Genomic DNA, 21,462 nt, shown 5'->3' on the forward strand with positions numbered 1-21,462 from the left:
CAAGAATGCACGACACCCGTCCCGGAGTCAACAGACCTGAGTCGAGTGGACTCAACTTAAGTGCACGGGCGCCTCACCATCGCGCGGCCGCCGCACCCTTCCGGCGCCCCATGGGCACATCCGCACCGCGCCACACCCCTCGCGCACCACCCGGCCCACCATCGCACCGTGGGATCGTTCTGTCACAAATTGCCGCGAGACGGTCGCAAAGTCGCAAACGTCATCGATCGGCAGACCATCGGACTCCGAATCCTCCGAATCCCGGGCGGGCACGATGCGGAACGCGAGACAGCGGCGCGTGCGACAGAAGGACCAGCAGAACCGACAGAGCCAACAGAGCCAAAGGAAGAAGCCGCAGAGGCAGCAGAGACATAAGAAGAAGCAGTCGATTCCCCAGCCCCCACCGCAGCCCCGGCACGAGGCACAGCCGCCCCAGCCACCCCCGCAGACCCCACACGCCTCACACGCCTCACAGCCGACCGGCACAGCCAGGGGCCACTTCCCCTCCCGCCCCGCCGCACGCCTGGCCGGCTTCACGGACCGCGCGGATGCCCTGGCGGACCGCTGCACCCCGCGCGGTTCGGCCGAACGGGTACTGGACCTCACCCTCGGCACCGCCCTGCTGATCCTCACCGCCCCCGTCGTCGCGGCGGGCGCCCTGGCGCTGGCGGTCCGGCGGGGCCCCGGCAACGTATGGGAGCGCAGCCCCCGTACGGGCCTGGGGGGCCGGGTCTTCACACTGCGCTCGCTGCGCACCCGCAGGCTCCGGCTCGACCTGCTCTCCCGGCTCCCCCAGGTCGTCCAGGGCGACCTCTCCCTCGTAGGACCGGCCCCACTGGCCCCGGGCGACCCGCGCGCCGCGTGGCCGGGGGCCCGGCAGTGGCGGCAGGAGGTACGGCCGGGACTGACCGGCCTGGCCCAGGTGCGCGCCCGCTCCGGGATGCCGTGGGACGACCCCGCCCTGCTGGACCAGCACTACGCAGAGCACCATGGAGTCGTGCTCGACCTGACGATCCTCGCGGAAGCCGTACGCGCCCCCCTGCGCACGGCCCTCCGGAAGGCGCGCCCGGAGCACGGCACAACCGAGGCACACCCCGCTCAACCAAGGCACACCTGAGCGACACAGATCACCGCCCGCCCGGCTACAGCGGGGTGGAATAAGTGGATAGTGTCAGCACAGACCAATTAAGTTACTGCTTAGTAGTAGTGGGCAGTAGTCAACTGGAGATCCCGCTCTCGCAGGCCCGAGGAGCCCTACTCATGCAACTCGCCGCGATCATCGTGTCGCTGGTGCTGACAGTCGTCGGCGTTGCGCTCATCTGCCGAGCAGTCGCGCAGATCTACCGCTTCGTCCGTCTCGGACAGCCGGTACCAGCAGGCAGCCGCACCGACGACCCCAAGGCCCGCACGATCACGCTGGTCAAGGAGTTCCTGGGCCACACCCGGATGAACCGGTGGGGCATCGTCGGCTTCGCCCACTGGTTCGTCGCCGTCGGCTTCCTGACGCTGCCGCCCACGCTGCTCCAGGCGTACGGCCAGCTGTTCAAGGCCGACTGGGTGCTGCCGGTCATCGGCACGTTCCTGCCGTTCGAGATGTACATCGAGTTCATCGGCCTGATGACGGTCGTGGGCATCCTGGCGCTGATCGTGATCCGGCTGCTGAACCTGCCCTCCCGGGCCGGGCGCAAGTCGCGGTTCGCGGGCTCGAAGGCGTGGCAGGCGTACTTCGTCGAGTACATCATCCTGACCATCGGCATCGCGATCCTGGTGCTGCGCGGTCTCGAGGGCGCGATCCACCACGTCGAGAGCTACGACGCCGCGTACTTCGTGTCGTACCCGCTGGTCCTGGCGTTCAAGGGCCTGTCGCTGTCCACGCTCCAGACGCTCATCTACTTCACCGCGATGATCAAGATCGGCACCTCGCTGATCTGGATGATCACGGTCTCGCTGAACACCAACATGGGTGTCGCCTGGCACCGCTTCCTCGGCTTCCCGAACATCTGGTTCAAGCGGAACGCCGACGGCGAGGTCGCGCTCGGCGCGCTCCAGCCGATGACGACGGCCGGCAAGGAGATCGACTGGGACGACCCGGCCGACGACGCGGTCTTCGGTGTCTCCCAGGTCGAGCAGTTCTCCTGGAAGGGCATCCTCGACTTCTCCACCTGCACCGAGTGCGGCCGCTGCCAGTCGCAGTGCCCCGCCTGGAACACCGGCAAGCCCCTCTCCCCCAAGCTCCTGATCATGTCGCTGCGCGACCACGCGCACGCCAAGGCGCCGTACCTGCTCGCGGGCGGCGGCAAGACCATGGAGGGCGAGGAGAAGGCCACCGAGGAGCAGCTCAAGGACGTCCCCGCGGCCGCCCTGGCCGAGGCCGAGCGCCCGCTGATCGGCACCGCCGAGGAGAACGGCGTCATCGACCCGGACGTCCTGTGGTCCTGCACCACCTGCGGCGCCTGCGTGGAGCAGTGCCCGGTGGACATCGAGCACATCGACCACATCGTCGACATGCGCCGCTACCAGGTGATGATCGAGTCCGCGTTCCCGTCCGAGGCGGGCACGATGCTCAAGAACCTGGAGAAGAAGGGCAACCCCTGGGGCCTCGCCAAGAAGGCCCGCGTGGAGTGGACCAAGGAGGTCGACTTCGAGGTCCCGATCGTCGGCAAGGACGTCGAGGACCTCACCGAGGTCGACTACCTGTACTGGGTCGGCTGCGCGGGCGCCCTGGAGGACCGGGCCAAGAAGACCACGAAGGCATTCGCGGAGCTGCTGCACATCGCGGGCGTCAAGTTCGCGATCATGGGCGGCGACGAGAAGTGCACGGGTGACTCCGCCCGCCGCCTGGGCAACGAGCCGCTGTTCCAGCAGCTCGGCCAGGAGAACGTCGCGATGCTCAACATGGCGTACGGCGAGGACGACGAAGACAAGACGACGAAGAAGCCCAAGTCGTCGAAGAAGATCGTCGCGACCTGCCCGCACTGCTTCAACACGATCGCCAACGAGTACCCGCAGCTCGGCGGCGAGTACGAGGTCATCCACCACACGCAGCTGCTCCAGCACCTCATCGACGAGGGCAAGCTGATCCCGGTGACCCCGGTCGAGGGCCTGATCACGTACCACGACCCGTGCTACCTGGGCCGTCACAACAAGATCTACACCCCGCCGCGCGAGATCATCGCGAAGGTCCCGGGCCTGCGGAACGAGGAGATGCACCGCCACAAGGAGCGCGGCTTCTGCTGCGGCGCCGGTGGCGCCCGGATGTGGATGGAGGAGCGGATCGGCAAGCGCATCAACACCGAGCGCGTCGACGAGGCCCTCGCCCTCAACCCGGACATCGTCTCGACCGCCTGCCCGTTCTGCCTCGTCATGCTGACCGACTCGGTCAACGGCAAGAAGAACGACGGCCAGGCCAAGGAGTCCATCCAGGTCGTGGACGTCTCGCAGCTCCTCCTGGAGTCCGTGAAGACGCCCGTCGACCCGACCGGCGACCCGGCGCAGGTGGACGCACCGGAGCCGGAACCGGCAAAGTAGCGGAACGCAGCACCATCAGGAGCGGCCGGACCTGCCTCGGGGGCAGGACCGGCCGCTTCTACGTGAACGGCGCCCCCGGCACCGTACGCACCGAGGCACCTCACCAGAACCTGCCCACCCCCGAACTCCCCCTGAATTCCCCCTCAACTCCCCTCCCCGCCGCCCCTAGGGGATGTCACAGCTCGGCCGCAATGGCGGTCGGGTTCCCCCGCCCCCGCCCCGCGCATCCGGGGACCAGGTACGTTCGATGGGTGGCTGGATTCAGGATCGGACGCGGCCGGGACAACCGCACCCCGCAACAACCGCAGCAGCAGCGGCAGCAGCCGTACGGAGGGCAGGCACCACAGCCGCCGTACGGTGCTCAGCCGTGGCCGCCCGCAGGAGGCGGCGGTTCGGCGCCACCGCCGTACGGAGCCCCCCAGGGCACCCCGTACACGGGTGGCGGCTACGCCGGACAGGGACACGGGCACGGAAACGGCGGGTACGGCGGACAACGCGGACACGGCGGACACGGACAGGGCCCCCAGGGCCACGGGGAGCCGGAGTACTTCGGCGACCCCTACGCCGCCCCCGCACCCCATGACCCGTACGCCAACAACCCGGGCCACACGCAGGCGTTCAGCATCAACGACGACCCGTACGGCGACGGCAGCACGTACCACGCCGGTGGCGCCCCCGCCCAGCCCGCGGGCCCGCGCCTGCGCTGGAAGGAGCTGCTGACCGGCATCGTGACGCGCCCCGGTCCGACGTTCTGGCAGATGCGGGACTACCCGGTGTGGGGCCCGGCGCTGGTCGTCACGTTCCTGTACGGCCTGCTCGCGCTGTTCGGCTTCGACCAGGCGCGCGAGGACGCGATCAACGCGACGATCTCGACGGCGATCCCGTACGTCCTCTTCACCGGCGTCGGCTTCGTCATCGGCGGTCTGGTCCTCGGCGCGGTGACCCACACCCTGGCCCGCCAGCTCGGCGGCACGGGCTCGTGGCAGCCGACGGTGGGCCTGTCGATGCTGATCATGTCGATCACCGACGCCCCGCGCCTGATCTTCGCCGTCTTCCTCGGCGGCGAGAACTCCCTGGTCCAGATCGTGGGCTGGCTGACCTGGCTGGCTGCGGGCGCGCTGTTCACGTCGATGGTGAGCAAGTCGCACGACCTGCCGTGGCCGAAGGCGCTGGGCGCGTCGGCGATCCAGCTGATCGCGCTGCTGTCGATCATCAAGCTGGGCACGATCTGACATCTGACAGATGCGGAAGGCCCCCGGAACGCGGAAGCGTTCCGGGGGCCTTCGCACAAGTCCTACGGGTTACGCGTCGAGAACCTGCCCGTCCCGCCGGACGACGGGCTTCTCCACGCTCCAGGGGAAGTTGATCCATTGATCGGTCTTCTTCCACACGTACTCGCACTTCACGAGGGAGTGGGACTTCTCGTAGATGACGGCGCTGCGGACCTCGGCGACATGGTCGACGCAGAAGTCATGGACGAGCTTGAGCGTCTTGCCGGTGTCAGCGACATCATCGGCGATCAGGACCTTCTTGTCGGAGAAGTCGATCGCGTTGGGGACGGGCGCCAGCATGACGGGCATCTCCAGGGTCGTCCCGACCCCGGTGTAGAACTCCACGTTCACCAGGTGGATGTTCTTGCAGTCGAGGGCGTAGGCGAGCCCACCCGCAACGAAGACGCCACCCCGGGCAATGCTGAGAACGACATCGGGCTCGTACCCGTCATCGGCGACGGCCTGCGCGAGCTCGCGCACGGCCCGCCCGAAGCCTTCGTAGGTGAGGTTTTCCCGGAGGTCAGTAGCCATGGTCGATCACACCTGGGTCCGATGGAAGTTCTGGAACGACCGCGAGGCCGTCGGCCCCCGCTGCCCCTGGTACCGCGACTCGTACCGCTCGGAGCCGTAGGGGAACTCGGCGGACGAGGACAGCTTGAACAGACACAGCTGCCCGATCTTCATCCCCGGCCAGAGCTTTATCGGCAGGGTCGCGAGGTTCGACAGCTCCAGGGTCACGTGCCCGGAGAACCCGGGGTCGATGAACCCGGCCGTCGAGTGCGTCACCAGCCCGAGCCGCCCGAGCGAACTCTTCCCCTCCAGCCGCGAGGCCAGGTCGTCGGGGAGCGAGATCACCTCGTACGTGGACGCCAGCACGAACTCGCCGGGGTGCAGGATGAACGCCTCGTCGCCCTCGGGCTCGACGGTCCGCGTCAGGTCGGGCTGTTCGACGGCCGGGTCGATGTGCGGGTACCGGTGGTTCTCGAACACCCGGAAGTAGCGGTCCAGCCGCACGTCGATGCTCGACGGCTGCACCATCGAAGGGTCGTACGGATCAATGCGGACGCGGCCGGCGTCGATCTCGGCCCGGATGTCCTTGTCAGAGAGAAGCACCCGTCGAGGATACGCAGAAGCCACGACCCCACCCCAACCGGACCGCCCACAACCCCGCCGGAAGACAGGACCACAGGACCAGGGGCGGGGCCCGCCTTCTGCCTCCCCTGCTGCCCGCTACCGCTTCTCGAGCCCCACCGGAACGGCCTGCCGCAACCGGGCACACCGGGGACACCGGATCAACCGCCCCGGCCCGATCCGGTCGGCCCCGAGCTGCTGCATCGGGAACGACGAGGTAGCGAAAACGTGCCCTGCGGCACAGCGGACGACGGTGCGCTCCATCGACTCCATCAAGTCCCTTCCCCAACCACATATGGACGAGAAAGCCACATTAGGGGATGAACAGGACGCCACTCCACACGGCACTCCGACCCCCCACGCTACGCCCCCAACTCCCGCCCACCACACCAGCGTCCACCCCGCCCGCCCCGGCGGGCACACACGGAAGAGGCCCCACGGCTCATCCACCGGGGGCCTGACATGGGGTACAGTGTGTGACGATGCAGCGCCGATCATCGGTGCGCTTCGCGGGTGTAGTTTAATGGTAGAACATGAGCTTCCCAAGCTCAGAGCGCGAGTTCGATTCTCGTCACCCGCTCCACGACTGAGGCCCAGGTCATCGACCCGGGCCTTGTTTGTTGTCCGGACCTGTCTACGTACTCCTCCCTGACCGCAACCGGGAGAGAGCATGCCCAACCGGCAGGTCGTACCGGTCCTTGTCCTGCTCCCAGTAGGCGAGCACCCGAGCCGTGGCTTCGGCCATGTCCGTGGGCAGGTCAGCCGCGCGGAGCGTATCGGCGACCTCTTCCATCTCGGGCGCCCAGCGCCAGGCTCGGGCTGCCACTCTCGGTAGATACTCCGGGTCGGAGAGGATCGCGGAGATCATGATCTCGGCTTCGGCTGTGAGCTGATCACCGACTCCGTGGGCGTCGGCGAGCGCGTGAGCGACGCCGGCGAGGGTGCGGGCGGCCTTCTGGTAGCTGGCGAAGGCCATCTTCAGAGCGGAAGCGGAACCGGGTGTGTCCCCGGCCCGGCATACGTGCAGCGCAGAGCCCGTGAAGAGCGAAGCCACCAGCTCGACGGCAGAGTCGGCCCCTGCGAGATAGAGCCGTGTGGCACGCCCCTTGCCCGGCGGCTGACCGAAAACGGCACCGTCGACGACTGCGGAGCCGGGGCGGGTCTCGTCAGCGATGCGCCGTACGCGTTGAGGGCTGATGGCGTTGACATCGACGTACACCCCCGCGAAGCCGTGCGCGGCCACCGCCGCCGCGACGCCCTCCGCCGCCTGTGGTGGGCAGACCGAGAGAACGACCGCGCTTCGGGACAGCGCTTCCGCGAGCGAGTCGTACGCCGTGGCACCGGCTTCCCTCCCGCGGAGCCAGGTGTTCTCACTGCGTCCCTTGGTCACCGACAGCGCCTCATGGCCGCCGGCCACGAGCTCGGCGGTGATCGCCGCGCCCATGGTTCCAGGGTGGAGGACGGTCACGGTGATCACTGGCTGCCTCCGGCGGTGCGCGACGGGGAAAGTTCCTCACCCCCATGATCCGCTGTCGTTCGGCACCGGCGGCTTCGGAATCAATGCCTGACGGCCGTCTGGGCACTGATGGCGGACAGAGGTGCCTCCGGTCTCGGACTCGCCGTTCAGGGCGGTACACGGGCCGCGGCCCCGACGGTCCTTGCAGCTCGTCTCACGCTGAAGCCGCGTCATGGGTACCGTGCAGGGACGAACTCTGTGCGGACAGACCGGCGGCCGCGCCGGATCGTCCGGCGGCCGGGAGGTGTCCTGATGCTGGAGGAAGCCGAGGAGATCGGCAAGCGCGCTCGCAGGGCGAGGCTTCGGCTGGGCATGCCGCAGGCCGACCTGGCGACGGCCCTCGGGAAGTCGCAGGGCTGGGTGTCGAAGATGGAGCGTGGACTGATCGAGCTGGACCGGGTCGGGCTGCTCAACCAGGTGGCCGCGGAGCTGCACGTCCATCCGAACGACCTGATCGGACGCCCGTACAGCAGCTCCCCCGACGGCAGCCAGTGGCAGATCGCCGCTTCGTCGATCCTGCGCGAGCTACGTCGCTACGACCTCGTTCCCGTCTTCGACGGGGTTCCCCGACCGGCCTCACAGCTATGGCGTGAGGTGACCCGGCTGCACCGCCTGCGGGACACCGCCTCCAACGTCGCGATCCTCCGAGTTCTCCCGGACCTGTTCCGGGAAGCGCGCGCTCTGGCGGAGGACTCGGACGGGCACGAGCGGGAGGAGGCGTACGCCGTCTACGCCGTGTGCTGCAAGTTCGCGCACACCGCCGCGCACGCCCTCGGACACCCGGAGCTGGTGGCCATGGCGTGCGAACGGGCCGCGTGGTCAGCCAGGTTGTCGGGAGACCCGGTGCTGCCTGCCGTCGCCGACTGGATGCGCGTCTGGGACATGTGGGCGACGGCTGACTGGGCCGACGCTCTGACCCTCTCGGACAAGGCGATCGCCTCGGTGCAACAGCCGTACGAGCACGGTGATCCGCTGGCCGTACGGGCTTGGGGCACGCTGCAGCTTCGAGCGGCCATCTCCGCCGCTCGGGCCAACCGTCCAGCGGAAGCGGAGGACCGGATCGGACACGCGAAGGACGCGGCGGAACGCATGGACGCGTACGTCGGCGCACCGGTGTACGACCGGCATTCGCTGACATTCTCCGCCGGGAACGTGCAGATCCACGCGATCAGCGTGGCTCTGGAAATGGGCAAGCAGGGCAAAGCTCTGGAGATAAACCGCCGCACCAGCCCGAGCCTGGTCGGGGCACTGCCCAACTCACGTCAGGGCCACCACCACATGGACGTGGCGCGGGCCTGGCTGTGGGACGGAAACCGGGCAAAGGCCCTCACCGAGCTGGAGACGGCTGAGCGGATCGCGCCGCAGCTTGTACGGAACCATCCCATCGCCCGTTCAACGCTTCGCAGCATCGTCTACGCGGAACGAGCAGCCACGAGGGAGAAGCTGCGGTACATGTCCGACCGCTTTCACCTGGACGGATAGGGGTCGTATTCCTCCGGCTCATATTCGAGACTCGTCCTGTCCCTGACTTCGGGGCATGACGCGACGACGTTCTTCTCATCTTCCTTCGCAGGGGACCGAGTTAGGTACGGCGGCACCTTTCCGCCCACTGCTCGGCGACCTCGCCACGGACAGCGCTCGCGATGGCCGTGTGGGTGTCGTAGTCGCTCTCCCTGGTGAGGGCTCTGCGACGACGTACCACCTGCGTCCGCCTGGGGGCGGGGCCCCCTGGTCCGCGCCCGCCGACGGAACGACGCTCCGTCCCGTGCCGGTGAGGGCCACCCACGCCACGCTCTCGGCCGGACGGGACGCGGTCTACGACGCGCGGGCCAGGCAGGGATCGGTTCCCATCGAGTTCCACTTGGATGACGGCTCGACCCTCGATGGCGCGCTCATCCTCACCTCTGTCGAGGTGGAGTGGCTGCACCAGCAGACCAGCCGCCTCGTCGACGCACACGGACGGGCCCTCGGCGGCACCCCGTGACCGGGCCTCGGCGACGCCACGCCCGAAAAGCCGCGCCGCGCTCTGTACGCCCCGAAGGCGGAGGCATCGCGCTCACGCTTCTGGCGGTCGCCGGCCTGGTGGGCCCGGCCTGGGCACTGCGTGAGCAGGCCGGGCCGCTCCTCAACGGCCTCGGTCACCAGCCCGCCGCCGTCTCAACGGACGCGAGCCCGCCCTCCGACCGCTGACTCCGCTCCGCTGTCCGGGTCGTTCACGCCACCTTCCCGGCCAACGGAGCCTGCCATGCACCCGGAACATCCAGGCGTGATTCTCCAGGGAGAGATCATGGACATCCCGTACATCGTCATCGACCAGCTCACCCCCGACCAACAGCAGGTCTGGAAGACCTACTTCGGCGACGCCGACCGACCCCGCTACATCGAGGAAGGCATCTGGCGCCGTACGCAGGAGAAGGCCACGGCCGAACAGAGCGGCTGGACGGCCGCCGACGACGCCCGGCGGCGGATCATCCACTACCGCTACCGGTACGGCCTGGTCCCCACCACCGCCGCGCCGGCCATCGGCCTGACCGACCTGTACCTCTACCACTCCGCTACCGCTCCAGCGGATGAGATCGACGCGCACCACGACGCCCTGTGGGACTCGCTCGCCACCGGCGGCTGGAAGGAGGCTCCTGGCGGATTCTTATGGACACGCCGGGATCTGAAGTGCCGGATCACCGAGCACGACGCCCACCCCCAGGACGCGGCGGCGGGCCGTACCCTCCCCGTCGGCTACCGGAGCCTGGACGTGCAGATCGCCTCGGTGTCCTACGCACCGCCGCCCGCTGTCCGACAGCTGCCGTGGAACGTCCTCTCCACCGGGATCAGATGCAAGGACCGCCCCGGTACGCCGACCCGCGTCCCGGACCTGTCCGTCCTCGCGGACCTCCTGCCCTTCCAGGTGGAGATCGGCTGCGGTACGTCGGTAGAGGCAGGTATTCCGCCCCTGCACCGGCTCCACGAGATCTACCGGGTCACCGACCGCCAGGGTCACGAGCCGCGAGAGCACCGCTTCACCCTCTCCCCGACCGTGGACACGCTCCTCCACGAGGTGCTGACAGAGCCGGAGGAGAAGACGGCGGAGTTCGTGGAGATGTTCCGCGCCTGCTTCCTGGCCGAACCGACTCCGGCGATGTGGGCGCTGAAGGAACTGAAGGACGCCGGTCACCTCGTCGGCCCGGTCATCACCAACAACTTCGACGTGCTCGCGGCGCGCGCCGGGCTCGACGAGTGCTTCATGCGCCGCTACGACCAGGCCGTACCCGACGTCGAGTGGGTGGACGGCGCCAAGGCCCTCCTCGTCGTCGGCCTGCACGCCGACCGACGCAAGGTCCAGGCACGCGCCCGCGCTCGCGGCATGCAGGTCGTCTACCTGGACCCGGAGGGCTTCTGGCGCGACGGCCAGTTCATGCCCTACCCGCTGGAAGGGCCCCAGGATGGCGACCTGGTGTGCCGGGCGACCGCCGCCGAGGCACTGCCAACCCTCGTCAACCTGCTCAAGCAGCACGCTGGTTGAGCCACCTGCACGAAGAGGGCCGCGCCGGGTGTTGGCGCTAGCGTGACGCACCCGGCCGACCCGGACTCCCCTGGGCGGGCGAGAGGCAAGGAAAGGAGCGTCGACCCCATGCGCGTATCCGTCATCGGCTGTGGTCACCTGGGCATCCCCCACGCCGCTGCCATGGCCGAGATCGGCCACGAGGTCATCGGCGTGGACCTGGACCAGGCGAAGATCGACCGCCTCAACATGGGCGAGTGCCCCATCTACGAGGACGGCCTGCCCGAACTCCTCAGCACCCACACCGCCACTGGACGGCTGCGGTTCACCACCAGCCTCGTAGAGGCGGCCGAGTTCGCCGACATCCACTTCCTCGCCGTGGGCACGCCGATCGACGCGGACGGGCGGAGCTATGACACCGGACAGGTCTTCGGCGCAGCCCGCGCCCTGGCCCCGCACCTGACCCGCCCCACGGTCGTCGTCGGCAAGTCCACGGTCACCGTCGGGACCTCCCGCGACCTGGGCGCTCTTCTCGCCCGGCTCTCCCCGGCCGGTGAGGACGTGGAGGTCGTCTGGAACCCCGAGTTCCTGCGCGAGGGCCACGCCATCGACGACACCCTGCGCCCCGACCGCATCGTTGTCGGCGTCCCCTCGGCCCGCGCCGAGGACGCGGTACGCGAGGTCTACGCACCCCTCCTGGCGAACGGCATCCCGCTGTTCGTGACCGACCCCGCCACCGCCGAACTCATCAAGGGCGCCGCCAACGCCTACCTCGGCATGAAGATCTCCTTCATTAACGGCGTCGCCGACATGTGCACCGCCGCCGGAGCCGACGTCCAGCAGCTCACCGAGGCCATCGGCCTGGCGGCGGCCTGAACGCCGGCCCCGGCTACGGCGGCGGCTGCCTCCCGAAGGACGTCCGCGCCTTCACCGCCTCCGCCCGCACCCTGGGCGCCACCGAGGCAGCAACCATGCTGCGCGCGGCTGAGGAGGTCAACGAGTCCCGACCCGCCGCCGCGCTGAGGCTCATCGAACAGGCGCTCGGCCGACCCGTCGACGGCGTACGCATCACCGTCTGGGGCGCTTCCTTCAAGGCCGGTACCGACGACGTCCGCGAATCCCCGGCCCTGGCGATCGCCGCGCTCATGCACCAGCGCGGCGCGACCGTCACCGTCCACGACCCGCACGCCGTCCCCACAGCACTGCGCCGCCACCCCGAACTCGACTACTGCGAAACCCCCGAAGACTCCGTCGAGGCGGCGGAGCTGATCGTCCTGGCCACCGAATGGCCCCACTTCCGCGAGGCCGACCCCAAGGCCCTCGCCCCACTGGTCGCGGACCAAGTCCTCGTCGACCTCCGCAACCTCATCGACGCCGACGCCTGGCGCATGGCCGGATGGACCGTACGCCAGCTCGGACGACCCGCACAGGAATAGCCGAACCCATCGATCGGAGGTCCGACGTGGACACCCTGTGGGACAACATCGAGAAGCTCTCCGCCATCTGCCGAGCAGCCGGCGCCCACCTCCCCGACGAGGAACTCAAAGCCCTCCAGGTCGGCAAGGTCGCCGAGGAAGCCGGCGAGGCCATGCACGCCCTCCACGGCCTGAAGGGCCTCACCACCTGCGGCGACGACCACGACTGGTCCGAGGGGTCCAGAACGACCTGGTCGGCGCCGTCATCGCCGCCCTCCTGGCAATGCACTACATCGACCCCACAGGCGCCCGCGCCACCTTCGACGAGATCATCCACCGCCGGACGCGAAGGGGCCGCGAGGCCGCTGCGGCGGCCTGACAACCTCCGGACCCACCGTCGACCGCGCCCGTGGGCGCGGTCGACCACCATGTCGGCACGAGCCCATGGCATCACTTCGTCCTGGCGCGGAAGAATCTGGTGGTGGATTGGTCAGGTCACAGGGCGGCTGGTCGTCCCTGGAACGGTTGTAACCGTACGGAGCCATTCCCTTACGCCCTACCTGCTCCTATGATCGCAACATGTTGGGGGCAGGCGATTGCACAGACGAAGTCGCAGAGAAGATCTTGAGTGCGGCCGTAAACGCGCAGCTCAATGCCTCCATCCAGTGGAAGTCAAAGGGCGTGCGTAAGGACGGCAGGCCAGCACAGCTCGAAGGTAATGCGCCCGTGCGAAGCGATCTGGCTGACCGATTTGATCTCATCTTTCGCATCAAAGTCGACTTGGCATGGGAATACACCCTGATCTTGCGGCACCTTCCCAGCGGTGTGAACATTCGGCGGCTGGATGTGAGAGGTACGCACAGGGACCGGGCTGGTGAGGACTATATTTGCCGCACCCACAAACATCGTTGGAGCGAAGCTCGAGATAACAAGGATGTCTATGAGCCGACGGACATCCGCCACGATCCAGCAGTACCGTCACCCGCATCGCTCGAGGTCCTCGATGAGGAGTACCGTCGAGTTCTGACCGATTTTATGGGTGAGTGCAACATCTCCCTTGGGGCCGGGTACAACTGGACCAGCCCCCCAGCGCCACCCCAGACGCTCCCGCTAGAGGGATTGGAGGAGTACCCGTGATCCGGGACCACCTACTACCCTCCGACGTTCGCGACCAGCTTCCGGGGTGGTCAATAGCTCCTGGTGGACGGCCAGGAACTGTCGCGATCACTGGTGGACTGTTCCTCAGCGACGGCGACGGTGTCACTGTGCTGCTCAGGGTGGTCGGTCAAGAAGTCCTGGCTAGCGACGCCGGCGTAGCTGCTATGCGGTTGTCGGACGCCGGGGTCGATCTAGGAGCCGGCCGCGCCAGCAAAGCGTGGGCTGAGATCCTGGATGGTTACCATCTCAAAGAGATCCATGGGCGCATCACAGGTCGGCGCTCCATCCAGTGTGCGGGGGCCCTAGTAGCCGACATCGCAGGCGCTGTCCTATCAGTGGACAGCCTGAAGTGGCTAGCCCAAGGTGGACGGGAGAGCCCTCTGGAGAGGTCCCTGTACGCCTTCCTCAGCTCGGCACACCTTGAGTTCCAGAAACGCCCCTCGGTACGGCTCCCTCGAGGTGGGCAGGTACGTCCTACCGCGAGAGTAAGCGCGCCGAAGCGCGAAGTCCTCGTGCAGGCGGCTAGCAGCAAGCAAGCAGCGGAGCATGCACTCGTTCTGGTCCAACAGCTCGCTCGCGCCAGCTACTCAACGAAACAGAGGTTCGTCCTGCTCAGCGGCCGTGCCGATGAGTGGAGTCCAGACCAGTTGGATCTTCTGGCCGACAACGCCCCAGTAGGATTCGCAACCGACATGCGAATGGTCGATCGCTTCCTTAAGGAGTCGAAGGCACCACCGCGTCTTTGGGCTCCGGCCAACGACTGACCGACCGATGCACCCGTCGCAGTGCCCCTGGCGGGTAGGGCGTGGCGCTGCGGTCAGTCACGGCTGCTGCAGTGAGCCCTAGATTCTCTTTGGCACCCATCTCCGCAGGCCAGTCCCCCTGTGAAGGCGCAAGGTTGCGTTGGTTCCTCGGCTCCAGAGGCGAGTTCAATTCTCGCCGCCAGCTCGTCGAGAGGCGCGGCTCTCTGCGGCGGAGACCGGCTCCTGCGAAGGGAGCGGTGCAGACGAAAACCCGAAGCCTTGACTTAGCTGAGCGCAGTCCATCCGGGCCCTCCTCCCCGTACCAGGCAAAGTAACGTCGAAGGTCGGTGCGCAGAAGGCCGACAGGACCACGACCCGCTCGACCGGTGGTCAGCTCCGGCGCCGCAATGCGGACCCGGATGGTCACCCCGTCCGGGTCTACGTCCTCACGCCAAAGCGCCTCTTGTTCCTCCGGTCGCATCGGCTCGTACACAGCGAGGGCTCAGGCAAGCCAGCCCCGCAAGGCGAGCTCATCACCATTTTCGAGGGGGGCGATATCCGCAACACGCTTGATGATCAACGAGGAGTAAATTTCCTTGATTTTGGAGGCGACCAAGGGGCCGCGAAGATTCCTGGAGTGGAGTAGAGCTTTAGAGATATAATCCAAATTTGGGCGCGAAACAATAACGTCGACAGTTTGAACTTGGCGCGCCCGTCGAGTCATATCATTGATACGAGAAAAATCCGACATCGGATCCGCCCAGTTCATTTCCTGAGAGGCAAGAGACAGCCTCTCATAAGCAGCGATCAATTGATCCCGCCCGATAAGGGGAAAGCTCTTATCGTTTTCCTTGAGAGCGAGTGCAACATCCGGGATACCCAAGGAAGATGCCGCTAGCCCCACTGCGGAAGATGCAACAAAATCTGCCGGGATAACGTAAGCGGGTGGCCGATCCGAAATAGTTACATCGGCCGATGATGCTCGCACGAGAGCTTTGAAAGACTCGAATCCAAACCACCCCTGACTCACTTCTTGGCCAAATTCCCGTTGGACCTCCCACGCCAGACTCGCTAGGTCCACAGGATGGTTCAGACCGTCGAGGCGCTCACGCAGATAACGCATGGCTGCCTCTTTAGAACCGGCCTCATCACCAGCTCCTGACTCGACATCAAGCTGGCCTTCATCGACAATTTCGAAGTCAACTTTCTCCGACAGTTCCCCAACAGCCACACTTGACAACCTGTCGAGCTCCTCGCGTAGATCCTGTGCAATATCATCAACAGCGGCAAGCAGGTCAGCCATTCTTCTGCTGAGGGTCCTAACTAGAGCAGGCGGCTCACTTCCCGGCTTATAGGTATCTTCATGCGTAAGCTCTCCCCAACCGTCTTGAAGGAGAGTCCTGACTTGCAATTCACACGTCACGAGGTGCCATTCGACGCCCAACGAGACGGCCGTTTGCAAATTCACGTGCACGGCACGATAACCGGTCGCTTTAGGGGCGTTAGCGTAATCCTTCCACGACCCTTCCTCTTGAGCCAAAACAGATCCGACGACTCCGTCAGAAACGGGCAATGCTTTGATCAGGTCTCGCACCCTGACAACATCCGATTGATTATTGCAGGTGATCCGAATGCCGACGAGATCATCGATGATCTCTGGAACTTCATCAAGCTGGTGAATCACATCTCGATATTTCGGCAGATTAAGCTTCCGCCAAGTTCGCGCCTTACTTTTGACGCGCCCTCCCGTAATCCTGACGCGAGCCCCCTCCATTTCGCTCAACTTATCCTCAAAGTACTCAGACAGGACGCGCGTCGCAGCATCACGCGCAGTATCCAGATACTTCCTCTTGTGCGAGTCGTACCAGTCACTAAAAGCCTGGTAGGAAAATGGCAACTCATTCGACATCAGGACCCCCCTGGTTAATATTGGATCGAGCGCCTGCCAAAAGGATGCAGGATTGAATGAAAGCAATCCGAGATGGACGTAGATTACACGAGGGCCGCCCCAGGTGTAGGCAGATTGACTCAATAAGTCGGCGGCACTTGACGGGTCACCCACCACCGCATGCACCGCAAGCGATACCCAAGATCCGATCGCGTCGCGACAGCCCTGTATGCGGTCAGCCAGTAAGCCAAGGGACACCGGATGTGCAGACTGGCACGAGGTTGCAAGGGCCGAGCACAGGCGAGGCCCCCCACCGCATGACGGCTCGCCCCGGAGCTCTTCGCGGAAGACCGCTACCGCTGGTCGTGCGGGTGAGCCTGCACTGACATCCACCGAAGTGCCCATGGGTGCGCACCGCGGCGGACATCCGAAGCGACAGCCCGTCGTGCCCCATCCATGCCCAGCCGAGCGGACACCAGCGGTCATGTACGGCGCCGGGCGGCCATGCCAACCTCGCGCCTCTCAACCAAAATTGCAGGTCAGAGCGGACGAGACCGTTGATGAGCCGCTGATTCCCAAGCTCAGAGCGCGAGTTCGATTCTCGTCACCCGCTCCACGACTGAGGCCCAGGTCATCGACCCGGGCCTTGTTTGTTGTCCGGACCTGTCTACGTACTCCTCCCTGACCGCAACCGGGAGAGGGCATGCCCAACCGGCAGGTCGTACCGGTCCTTGTCCTGCTCCCAGTAGGCGAGCACCCGAGCCGTGGCTTCGGCCATGTCCGTGGGCAGGTCAGCCGCGCGGAGCGTATCGGCGACCTCTTCCATCTCGGGCGCCCAGCGCCAGGCCCTGGCTGCCACTCTCGGTAGACACTCCGGGTCGGAGAGGATCGCGGAGACCATGACCTCGGCTTCGGCCGTGAGCTGATCACCGACTCCATGGGCGTCGGCGAGCGCATGAGCGACGCCGGCGAGGGTGCGGGCGGCCTTCTGGTAGCTGGCAAAGGCCATCTTCAGAGCGGAAGCGGAACCGGGTGTGTCCCCGACCCGGCACACATGCAGCGCAGAGTCCGTGAACAGCGACGCCACCAGCCCCACACTGTCACCCTGACCTGGGAGACCATCGGGGCATCCGCCCCGTGGCCCAGACGGAACGTCTCCTGGACGCGAAAGCCTCCCGGGAGGCGATCGACGAACGTTTCTTCGCCATCGCCACCGACCTTGTGGGCTGCCCCACCGAACTCGTCGACGAGGCGGGTGCCCTTGCCTGGCACAGTCGGGCGGACTTGTGGGGTAAGACAGCCTGGGCGATGGGCAACACCGCCTACACGCCGCTACGGTTCCCGGGGCAGTACTTCGATCCCGAAACCGGCCTCCATGACAACCACCACCGTCACTATGATCCCGAGACCGCCCGCTATCTCACCCTGGCCCCTCTGGGTCTGACCCCCGCCCCCAATCCGTCCGCCTATGTCCGCAACCCTCATACCTGGGCGGACCCACTCGGACTCGCTCCCGAATATCACGAGTTCCACTCCGTCCAGGATGCTGCCAACGCGACCCGCCTGCGAGGAGACGGAAAGCCTCACGACTTCGATTACATCCGAGACCACACAGGGGTGGGTGACGAGCACTACTTCCACAGGCGAATATTCGGTCTTCTCAATTTCGGCGACTGAAGGAAATCATGACCGGGGTATTCAAGTTCCGCTTCCGGGGTCCAGCGGGCGGAATCGCGGTTGACCTGCGAGCAGAAGCAACTGTGCTTGAGGGCGGGATTCCGCCGCACAGTATGCAGGTCTACAAAAATATTTGGCTCGGCCTACCCGCATCCGGGATTCACTGGAAAGACGCCACCTGGCTGGCGCTCGGAGTTTCCATAAATGCTCACGCTCTGAGCGAACTCCTGCCCGACGGGATTTTCATTCACGCATCTTCACTCGACTACCCCCTGAGTGACTATCAGTCCGAGGCGGCGGCGTTGGCCATGGACGGGTGGCTTCATGAGCGATTTGATATCGAGAGTTCAGGCGCTACCGCCAGGTATGAGGTTTCGGAAGGCCAGTTCACATTTGCTTGGGGAGGAACTACCCACCCCTTCTCCGATGCGCCGAGCTGAAATCCTCTGACCGGCATCCTCAACGATCCGCATCACCGTCACACTTCCCAGTGATCAGGCCGCGAAGGCGCGCGAGCTCACAGACAACGTCTCCGGCTATATGGCGAAAGCCATAGCCCGGCCAGATGCGGCATCAGCATCTGGGCTACGACACAGAACTGCGCCAATGCGCGGCATCCCACCACTCCGAGGACCAGCCGTCGTGATGCCGTGAAGGCCGGCGGCGGATTCGACTCCCGGCGGCCGAGAACCGGGCGCCTCCGGTGCTGGCGCCCGCTCTTCCCGCTCATGGCCCATCCGTGCCCAGCGGAGCGGACAGCAAAAGCCGCTGATTCCCAAGCTCAGAGAGCCAGTTCGATTCTCGGCACCCGCTCCTTGATGAATACCTCGGTCAACGACCGGGGCCCTTCACTTGCCCTCCAGTGGCTCCGGCCCTCACTCCGCTGTGGACAACCGGAAGCGACCGCACCCATGCCTCCACCCAGAGCATGCGGTCGCGGTCGCCAAGGCTAGGACTACTGACCCGGGCCACTGGATGCATACTCCAGTATGCTTGGTTACATGTCTTCAACGACTCGCATCACCGTCACGCTCCCTAGCGACCAGGTGGCGGAGCTCCGCAAGCTCACGGACAACGTCTCCGGCTACGTGGCGGAAGCCGTAGCCCGCCAGATCCGGCACCAGCTCCTGGGCGACGACCTCCGCCGTCACGAGGAAGAGCACGGAGCCTTCAGCGACGAGGAGCTCGCCGAGGCCCGCGCTAAGATCTTCGGCTCCGCCGACACCTCCAAAGGCGCGGACGCCGCGTGAGCGAGCGTGTCGAGACCGTCGTCCTGGATTCGGAAGGGCTCTCCGCCTGGATCGCGCAGGACCGCAAAATGCTCGCGATGCTTCAGGTCTTCCACGACATGGGAGCCGACCTGGTCATCGGGGCCAACACCATCGTGGAAGTCAGCCACTCCCGCGCCAACATGCCCCGCCTGAACTGGGCCCTGTCCCGCGTCAAGGTGGAGCCCGTCACCGGACAAGCGGCAAAAGCAGCAGCGGAACTCCTCAAAGGTGCCGGACTGCACGGACACAAGTACGCCATCGACGCCACAGTCGCCGAGGTCGCCCTCCGCCAGCCGAAACCCGTCGCCCTCCTCACCTCCGACAGCGACGACATGACCAAACTCTGCGGAAACCAAGTCCGCATCATCCCTCTCTGACCAGCCGGTGCGCCCGGAGCAGGCGTCGCACCGCCAGCTCTCGTGCCCCATCCGTGCCCAGCAGAGCGGACAACAGCGGTCAGGTACAGCCTCCAGAGACCATGGCGACCCCAGCTTCCCCGCAGGAAAGCACAGGTCAGAGCCCTCCGGAAGCTCAAGCACCGCTGATTCCCAAGCTCAGAGCGCGAGTTCGGTTCTCGTCACCCGCTCCACGGCTGAGGCCCCGGTCATCGACCCGGGCCTTGTTTGTTGGCGGGACCCGTCCAAGGCGCCGGGGGCTCGGCCGTGTACAGGAGCTCAGGTGCTTCTGGATGGTGAGATGTCCCTCACGCACAGCGCCCTCCAGTGCCGGGTCCTTCCGCGTCCGGCGAAGGGCACTCGCCCAGTACGGGGCCGTCAGTCGTTTCCGTCCACGTGATCTGTGTCGTGTGGCGCACTCGCTACTCGTGATGACGAACGGGCCTACGTCGTCCACGGCACCATCACCGCAGCAGCAATCCGCTCAAGGCTTCGGCCATGATCCGTCAGACACCCCTGATCGCAGGCCAATGCGGGTTCGGTTTTCCCTCGTCGCTCATGTGTGCCCGCCGCCAGATCCCGTTCCAGTTGAACGGGGTCTCCGGAACGACCGGGTGCCGCTGCCCGCACGGGCATGGCGCCAGCACCCACGCGCACCCGCGGCACAGCTCCGCCCAGCCGTGCCCGGTCGAGTTCAGCACCGGCGGCCTCTCGTCCCCGCAGGCGGGGCAGCCGGGGAGATCGGTGCCGTCCAGAATCGCGTTCTGCCGCCAGACGTACTCGGGCAGCCGCAGCGACGGATGGCGGGACGGGTCCTCGTACCAGGCGCGGTTCGGGCCCTCCCACCAGTTCCGCAGCCACCACGGTCGCGGGTCTGCCACAGCTCGTCGGCCGGCTCGCTTCTCCGCCCGGCGTCGGGCGGCGTACTCCTCCGCCCGGGCGAGCCACAGCCCCCGTGCTTCGTGCAGTTCCTCCACCGCCCGTACCAGCGCGTCCGGGTCCGCCTCCAGCCGCCGGGGGATCGCGGCGCTGAGCGTGAGGTGGTGGTACGTCGCCCGCAAGCCGTACGGAGCAAAGCAGGTGAGGCAGGTCCGCAGCGCGCTGTGCCGACGATGAAGGGGGAGGCGGACATCGTGCACGTGCGCTCTGTGGGTCAGGAAACTGGTCATGGTGAGGGCGCCAGGTCCAGGGCCCGTGCCAGGGCGGCGGTGACGGGGGCGGCGTGTGCGGGCAGGTGCTGTTCGGCCCAGGCTCCGGCACGGCCGAGAAAGTCCTGCAAGTCCTGCTGGGCGGTGGCGACGAGCCTGCGTACCTCGTCGGCCGGCAGCTCGGCCACCGGGCTGCCGTCCGCCCCGTGGGCGTCGCGCGTCAGCCGGACGGTGTCGCCGACGCGTTCGGCCGTCGAGAAGGGATCGTGGCCGAAGCGGGCGTAGCCGGTGCCGTCGAGCACGTCCAGCCAGTCCCGCCAGGTCTCGAGGCCGTTGCAGCAGCCCGGCTCGACGAAGACGGTGCCGGTGGTGGTGTCCGTCAACCTGAACCCGCCGGCGGCGAACAGGTCAGGCATGGTGAGCAGCCCGTGAAGGAAGGTGCCGAGTGGGTCGGCCGGGCACGGGCCGTGCTCCTCCCCCGGCTCGAAGTCGTTGCAGTCGGCGATCCGCATGACCGCTGTGCCGACCTCCGCCGGAGTCAGCTTCCCGTTCAGCACGAGATAGCCGAATGAGTCGTGCCCACCGACCGGCCAGAGCGCGAAGTCGTCGGCGGCGAGAATCTCCAGAACGGGTTGCATCACCATCACGTGGGGATGATGCCGGACCCGCTGCTCCATCACCACGGGCTTTCAGCTGCTGTCCAGCACGCGGAGCAGGCCCGCTGCCTGCGCGGTTTCGCGGTGTGGACCCAGCCTGCGGACCCGGTCGGCGGACCCGGTCAGCGGACCCGGTCAGCGGACCCAGCCTGCGGACGCGGCCGGC

15 protein-coding genes, 1 tRNA gene and 5 pseudogenes are annotated in these 21,462 nt (G+C 66.6%); 14 read left to right on the top strand and 7 right to left on the bottom strand.

Annotated features, from left to right (window positions below; genetic code table 11):
* The first annotated feature begins 523 nt into the window (after positions 1–523).
* The 3 genes and pseudogenes from B7C62_15655 to B7C62_15665 all read left to right on the top strand — a co-directional run bounded on the left by B7C62_15655 (position 524) and on the right by B7C62_15665 (position 4,760).
* A pseudogene (locus B7C62_15655) lies at positions 524–1,161 on the top strand (sugar transferase).
* A gap of 99 nt (positions 1,162–1,260) precedes the next feature.
* Positions 1,261–3,528, top strand: a complete 2,268-nt coding sequence (locus B7C62_15660) for a Fe-S oxidoreductase (protein ID ARF73540.1) — start codon at positions 1,261–1,263, stop codon at positions 3,526–3,528.
* Positions 3,529–3,779: 251 nt separating this feature from the next.
* Positions 3,780–4,760: a hypothetical protein gene (locus tag B7C62_15665; protein ARF73541.1), complete on the top strand. Its 981-nt coding sequence runs from the start codon at positions 3,780–3,782 to the stop codon at positions 4,758–4,760.
* Between the two features lie 69 nt (positions 4,761–4,829).
* On the opposite strand, the gene B7C62_15670 is transcribed toward B7C62_15665, so the two are convergent.
* Both B7C62_15670 and B7C62_15675 read right to left on the bottom strand, forming a co-directional pair.
* Positions 4,830–5,330 carry a phosphoribosyltransferase gene (locus tag B7C62_15670; GenBank protein ID ARF73542.1) on the bottom strand — a complete coding sequence of 167 codons (501 nt, stop codon included), beginning with the start codon at positions 5,328–5,330 and terminating at the stop codon, positions 4,830–4,832.
* 6 nt (positions 5,331–5,336) lie between these two features.
* Entirely contained in the window at positions 5,337–5,912 is a 576-nt protein-coding gene (locus tag B7C62_15675; protein ID ARF73543.1) for a dCTP deaminase, read from the bottom strand.
* Between the two features lie 527 nt (positions 5,913–6,439).
* On the opposite strand from B7C62_15675, the gene B7C62_15680 reads away from it, so the two are divergent.
* A tRNA-Gly gene (locus B7C62_15680) sits at positions 6,440–6,513 on the top strand.
* Between the two features lie 51 nt (positions 6,514–6,564).
* Here B7C62_15680 and B7C62_15685 read toward each other — a convergent pair.
* The gene (locus tag B7C62_15685) at positions 6,565–7,374 is read right to left on the bottom strand and encodes a phosphogluconate dehydrogenase (GenBank protein ID ARF77187.1); all 810 of its coding nucleotides are present in this window, start codon (positions 7,372–7,374) and stop codon (positions 6,565–6,567) included.
* A 324-nt stretch (positions 7,375–7,698) separates the two neighbouring features.
* Between B7C62_15685 and B7C62_15690 the strand changes: the two genes are divergently transcribed.
* The 6 genes and pseudogenes from B7C62_15690 to B7C62_15715 all read left to right on the top strand — a co-directional run bounded on the left by B7C62_15690 (position 7,699) and on the right by B7C62_15715 (position 12,739).
* Positions 7,699–8,928 (top strand): transcriptional regulator, encoded by a 1,230-nt coding sequence (locus B7C62_15690; protein ID ARF73544.1) that lies wholly within the window; start codon positions 7,699–7,701, stop codon positions 8,926–8,928.
* 283 nt (positions 8,929–9,211) lie between these two features.
* Positions 9,212–9,430 carry a hypothetical protein gene (locus B7C62_15695; protein ID ARF73545.1) on the top strand — a complete coding sequence of 73 codons (219 nt, stop codon included), beginning with the start codon at positions 9,212–9,214 and terminating at the stop codon, positions 9,428–9,430.
* Positions 9,364–9,636: a hypothetical protein gene (locus B7C62_15700; GenBank protein ARF73546.1), complete on the top strand. Its 273-nt coding sequence runs from the start codon at positions 9,364–9,366 to the stop codon at positions 9,634–9,636. Before B7C62_15695 ends, B7C62_15700 begins: the two co-directional genes overlap by 67 nt.
* A 97-nt stretch (positions 9,637–9,733) precedes the next feature.
* Complete coding sequence (locus tag B7C62_15705) at positions 9,734–10,966, top strand: hypothetical protein (GenBank protein ID ARF77188.1); 1,233 nt, start codon at positions 9,734–9,736, stop codon at positions 10,964–10,966.
* A gap of 108 nt (positions 10,967–11,074) precedes the next feature.
* Positions 11,075–12,381: pseudogene (locus tag B7C62_15710) on the top strand (UDP-glucose 6-dehydrogenase).
* A 26-nt stretch (positions 12,382–12,407) separates the two neighbouring features.
* Positions 12,408–12,739: pseudogene (locus tag B7C62_15715) on the top strand (hypothetical protein).
* A gap of 2,024 nt (positions 12,740–14,763) precedes the next feature.
* Here the strand turns inward: B7C62_15715 and B7C62_15720 are convergent.
* Together B7C62_15720 and B7C62_15725 are read right to left on the bottom strand one after the other, a co-directional pair.
* Complete coding sequence (locus tag B7C62_15720) at positions 14,764–16,635, bottom strand: hypothetical protein (protein ARF73547.1); 1,872 nt, start codon at positions 16,633–16,635, stop codon at positions 14,764–14,766.
* A 181-nt stretch (positions 16,636–16,816) separates the two neighbouring features.
* Positions 16,817–17,266, bottom strand: a pseudogene (locus tag B7C62_15725) (phosphogluconate dehydrogenase).
* On the opposite strand from B7C62_15725, the gene B7C62_15730 reads away from it, so the two are divergent.
* From B7C62_15730 to B7C62_15745, 4 genes and pseudogenes are all read left to right on the top strand, one after another.
* Positions 17,260–17,826 (top strand): hypothetical protein, encoded by a 567-nt coding sequence (locus tag B7C62_15730; GenBank protein ID ARF73548.1) that lies wholly within the window; start codon positions 17,260–17,262, stop codon positions 17,824–17,826. The pseudogene B7C62_15725 and the gene B7C62_15730 sit on opposite strands and share 7 nt — an antisense overlap.
* Positions 17,827–18,291: 465 nt before the next feature.
* A pseudogene (locus B7C62_15735) lies at positions 18,292–18,472 on the top strand (hypothetical protein).
* Positions 18,473–18,827: 355 nt separating this feature from the next.
* Entirely contained in the window at positions 18,828–19,076 is a 249-nt protein-coding gene (locus B7C62_15740; GenBank protein ID ARF77189.1) for a hypothetical protein, read from the top strand.
* Positions 19,073–19,474 (top strand): DNA-binding protein, encoded by a 402-nt coding sequence (locus B7C62_15745; protein ID ARF73549.1) that lies wholly within the window; start codon positions 19,073–19,075, stop codon positions 19,472–19,474. The genes B7C62_15740 and B7C62_15745 overlap by 4 nt, the downstream gene beginning before the upstream one ends.
* A gap of 524 nt (positions 19,475–19,998) precedes the next feature.
* On the opposite strand, the gene B7C62_15750 is transcribed toward B7C62_15745, so the two are convergent.
* On the bottom strand, positions 19,999–20,661 hold the full coding sequence (locus B7C62_15750; GenBank protein ID ARF73550.1) for a hypothetical protein: 663 nt from the start codon (positions 20,659–20,661) through the stop codon (positions 19,999–20,001).
* A complete protein-coding gene (locus tag B7C62_15755) occupies positions 20,658–21,278 on the bottom strand; it encodes a hypothetical protein (protein ID ARF77190.1) in 621 nt (206 codons plus the stop codon). The genes B7C62_15750 and B7C62_15755 overlap by 4 nt, the downstream gene beginning before the upstream one ends.
* Positions 21,279–21,462: the final 184 nt, after the last annotated feature.

It is taken from the genome of Kitasatospora albolonga, assembly GCA_002082585.1.
GTDB lineage: Bacteria > Actinomycetota > Actinomycetes > Streptomycetales > Streptomycetaceae > Streptomyces > Streptomyces stephensoniae.

Excerpts from the sequence above, each read along its gene's own strand:
- B7C62_15740 (ARF77189.1), top strand. The coding sequence starts at position 18,828 with ATGTCTTCAACGACTCGCATCACCGTCACGCTCCCTAGCGACCAGGTG.
- B7C62_15690 (ARF73544.1), top strand. The coding sequence starts at position 7,699 with ATGCTGGAGGAAGCCGAGGAGATCGGCAAGCGCGCTCGCAGGGCGAGG.
- B7C62_15750 (ARF73550.1), bottom strand. The coding sequence starts at position 20,661 with ATGACCAGTTTCCTGACCCACAGAGCGCACGTGCACGATGTCCGCCTC.
- B7C62_15670 (ARF73542.1), bottom strand. The coding sequence starts at position 5,330 with ATGGCTACTGACCTCCGGGAAAACCTCACCTACGAAGGCTTCGGGCGG.
- B7C62_15755 (ARF77190.1), bottom strand. The coding sequence starts at position 21,278 with ATGCAACCCGTTCTGGAGATTCTCGCCGCCGACGACTTCGCGCTCTGG.
- B7C62_15705 (ARF77188.1), top strand. The coding sequence starts at position 9,734 with ATGGACATCCCGTACATCGTCATCGACCAGCTCACCCCCGACCAACAG.
- B7C62_15720 (ARF73547.1), bottom strand. The coding sequence starts at position 16,635 with ATGACCGCTGGTGTCCGCTCGGCTGGGCATGGATGGGGCACGACGGGC.
- B7C62_15660 (ARF73540.1), top strand. The coding sequence starts at position 1,261 with ATGCAACTCGCCGCGATCATCGTGTCGCTGGTGCTGACAGTCGTCGGC.
- B7C62_15685 (ARF77187.1), bottom strand. The coding sequence starts at position 7,374 with ATGGGCGCGGCGATCACCGCCGAGCTCGTGGCCGGCGGCCATGAGGCG.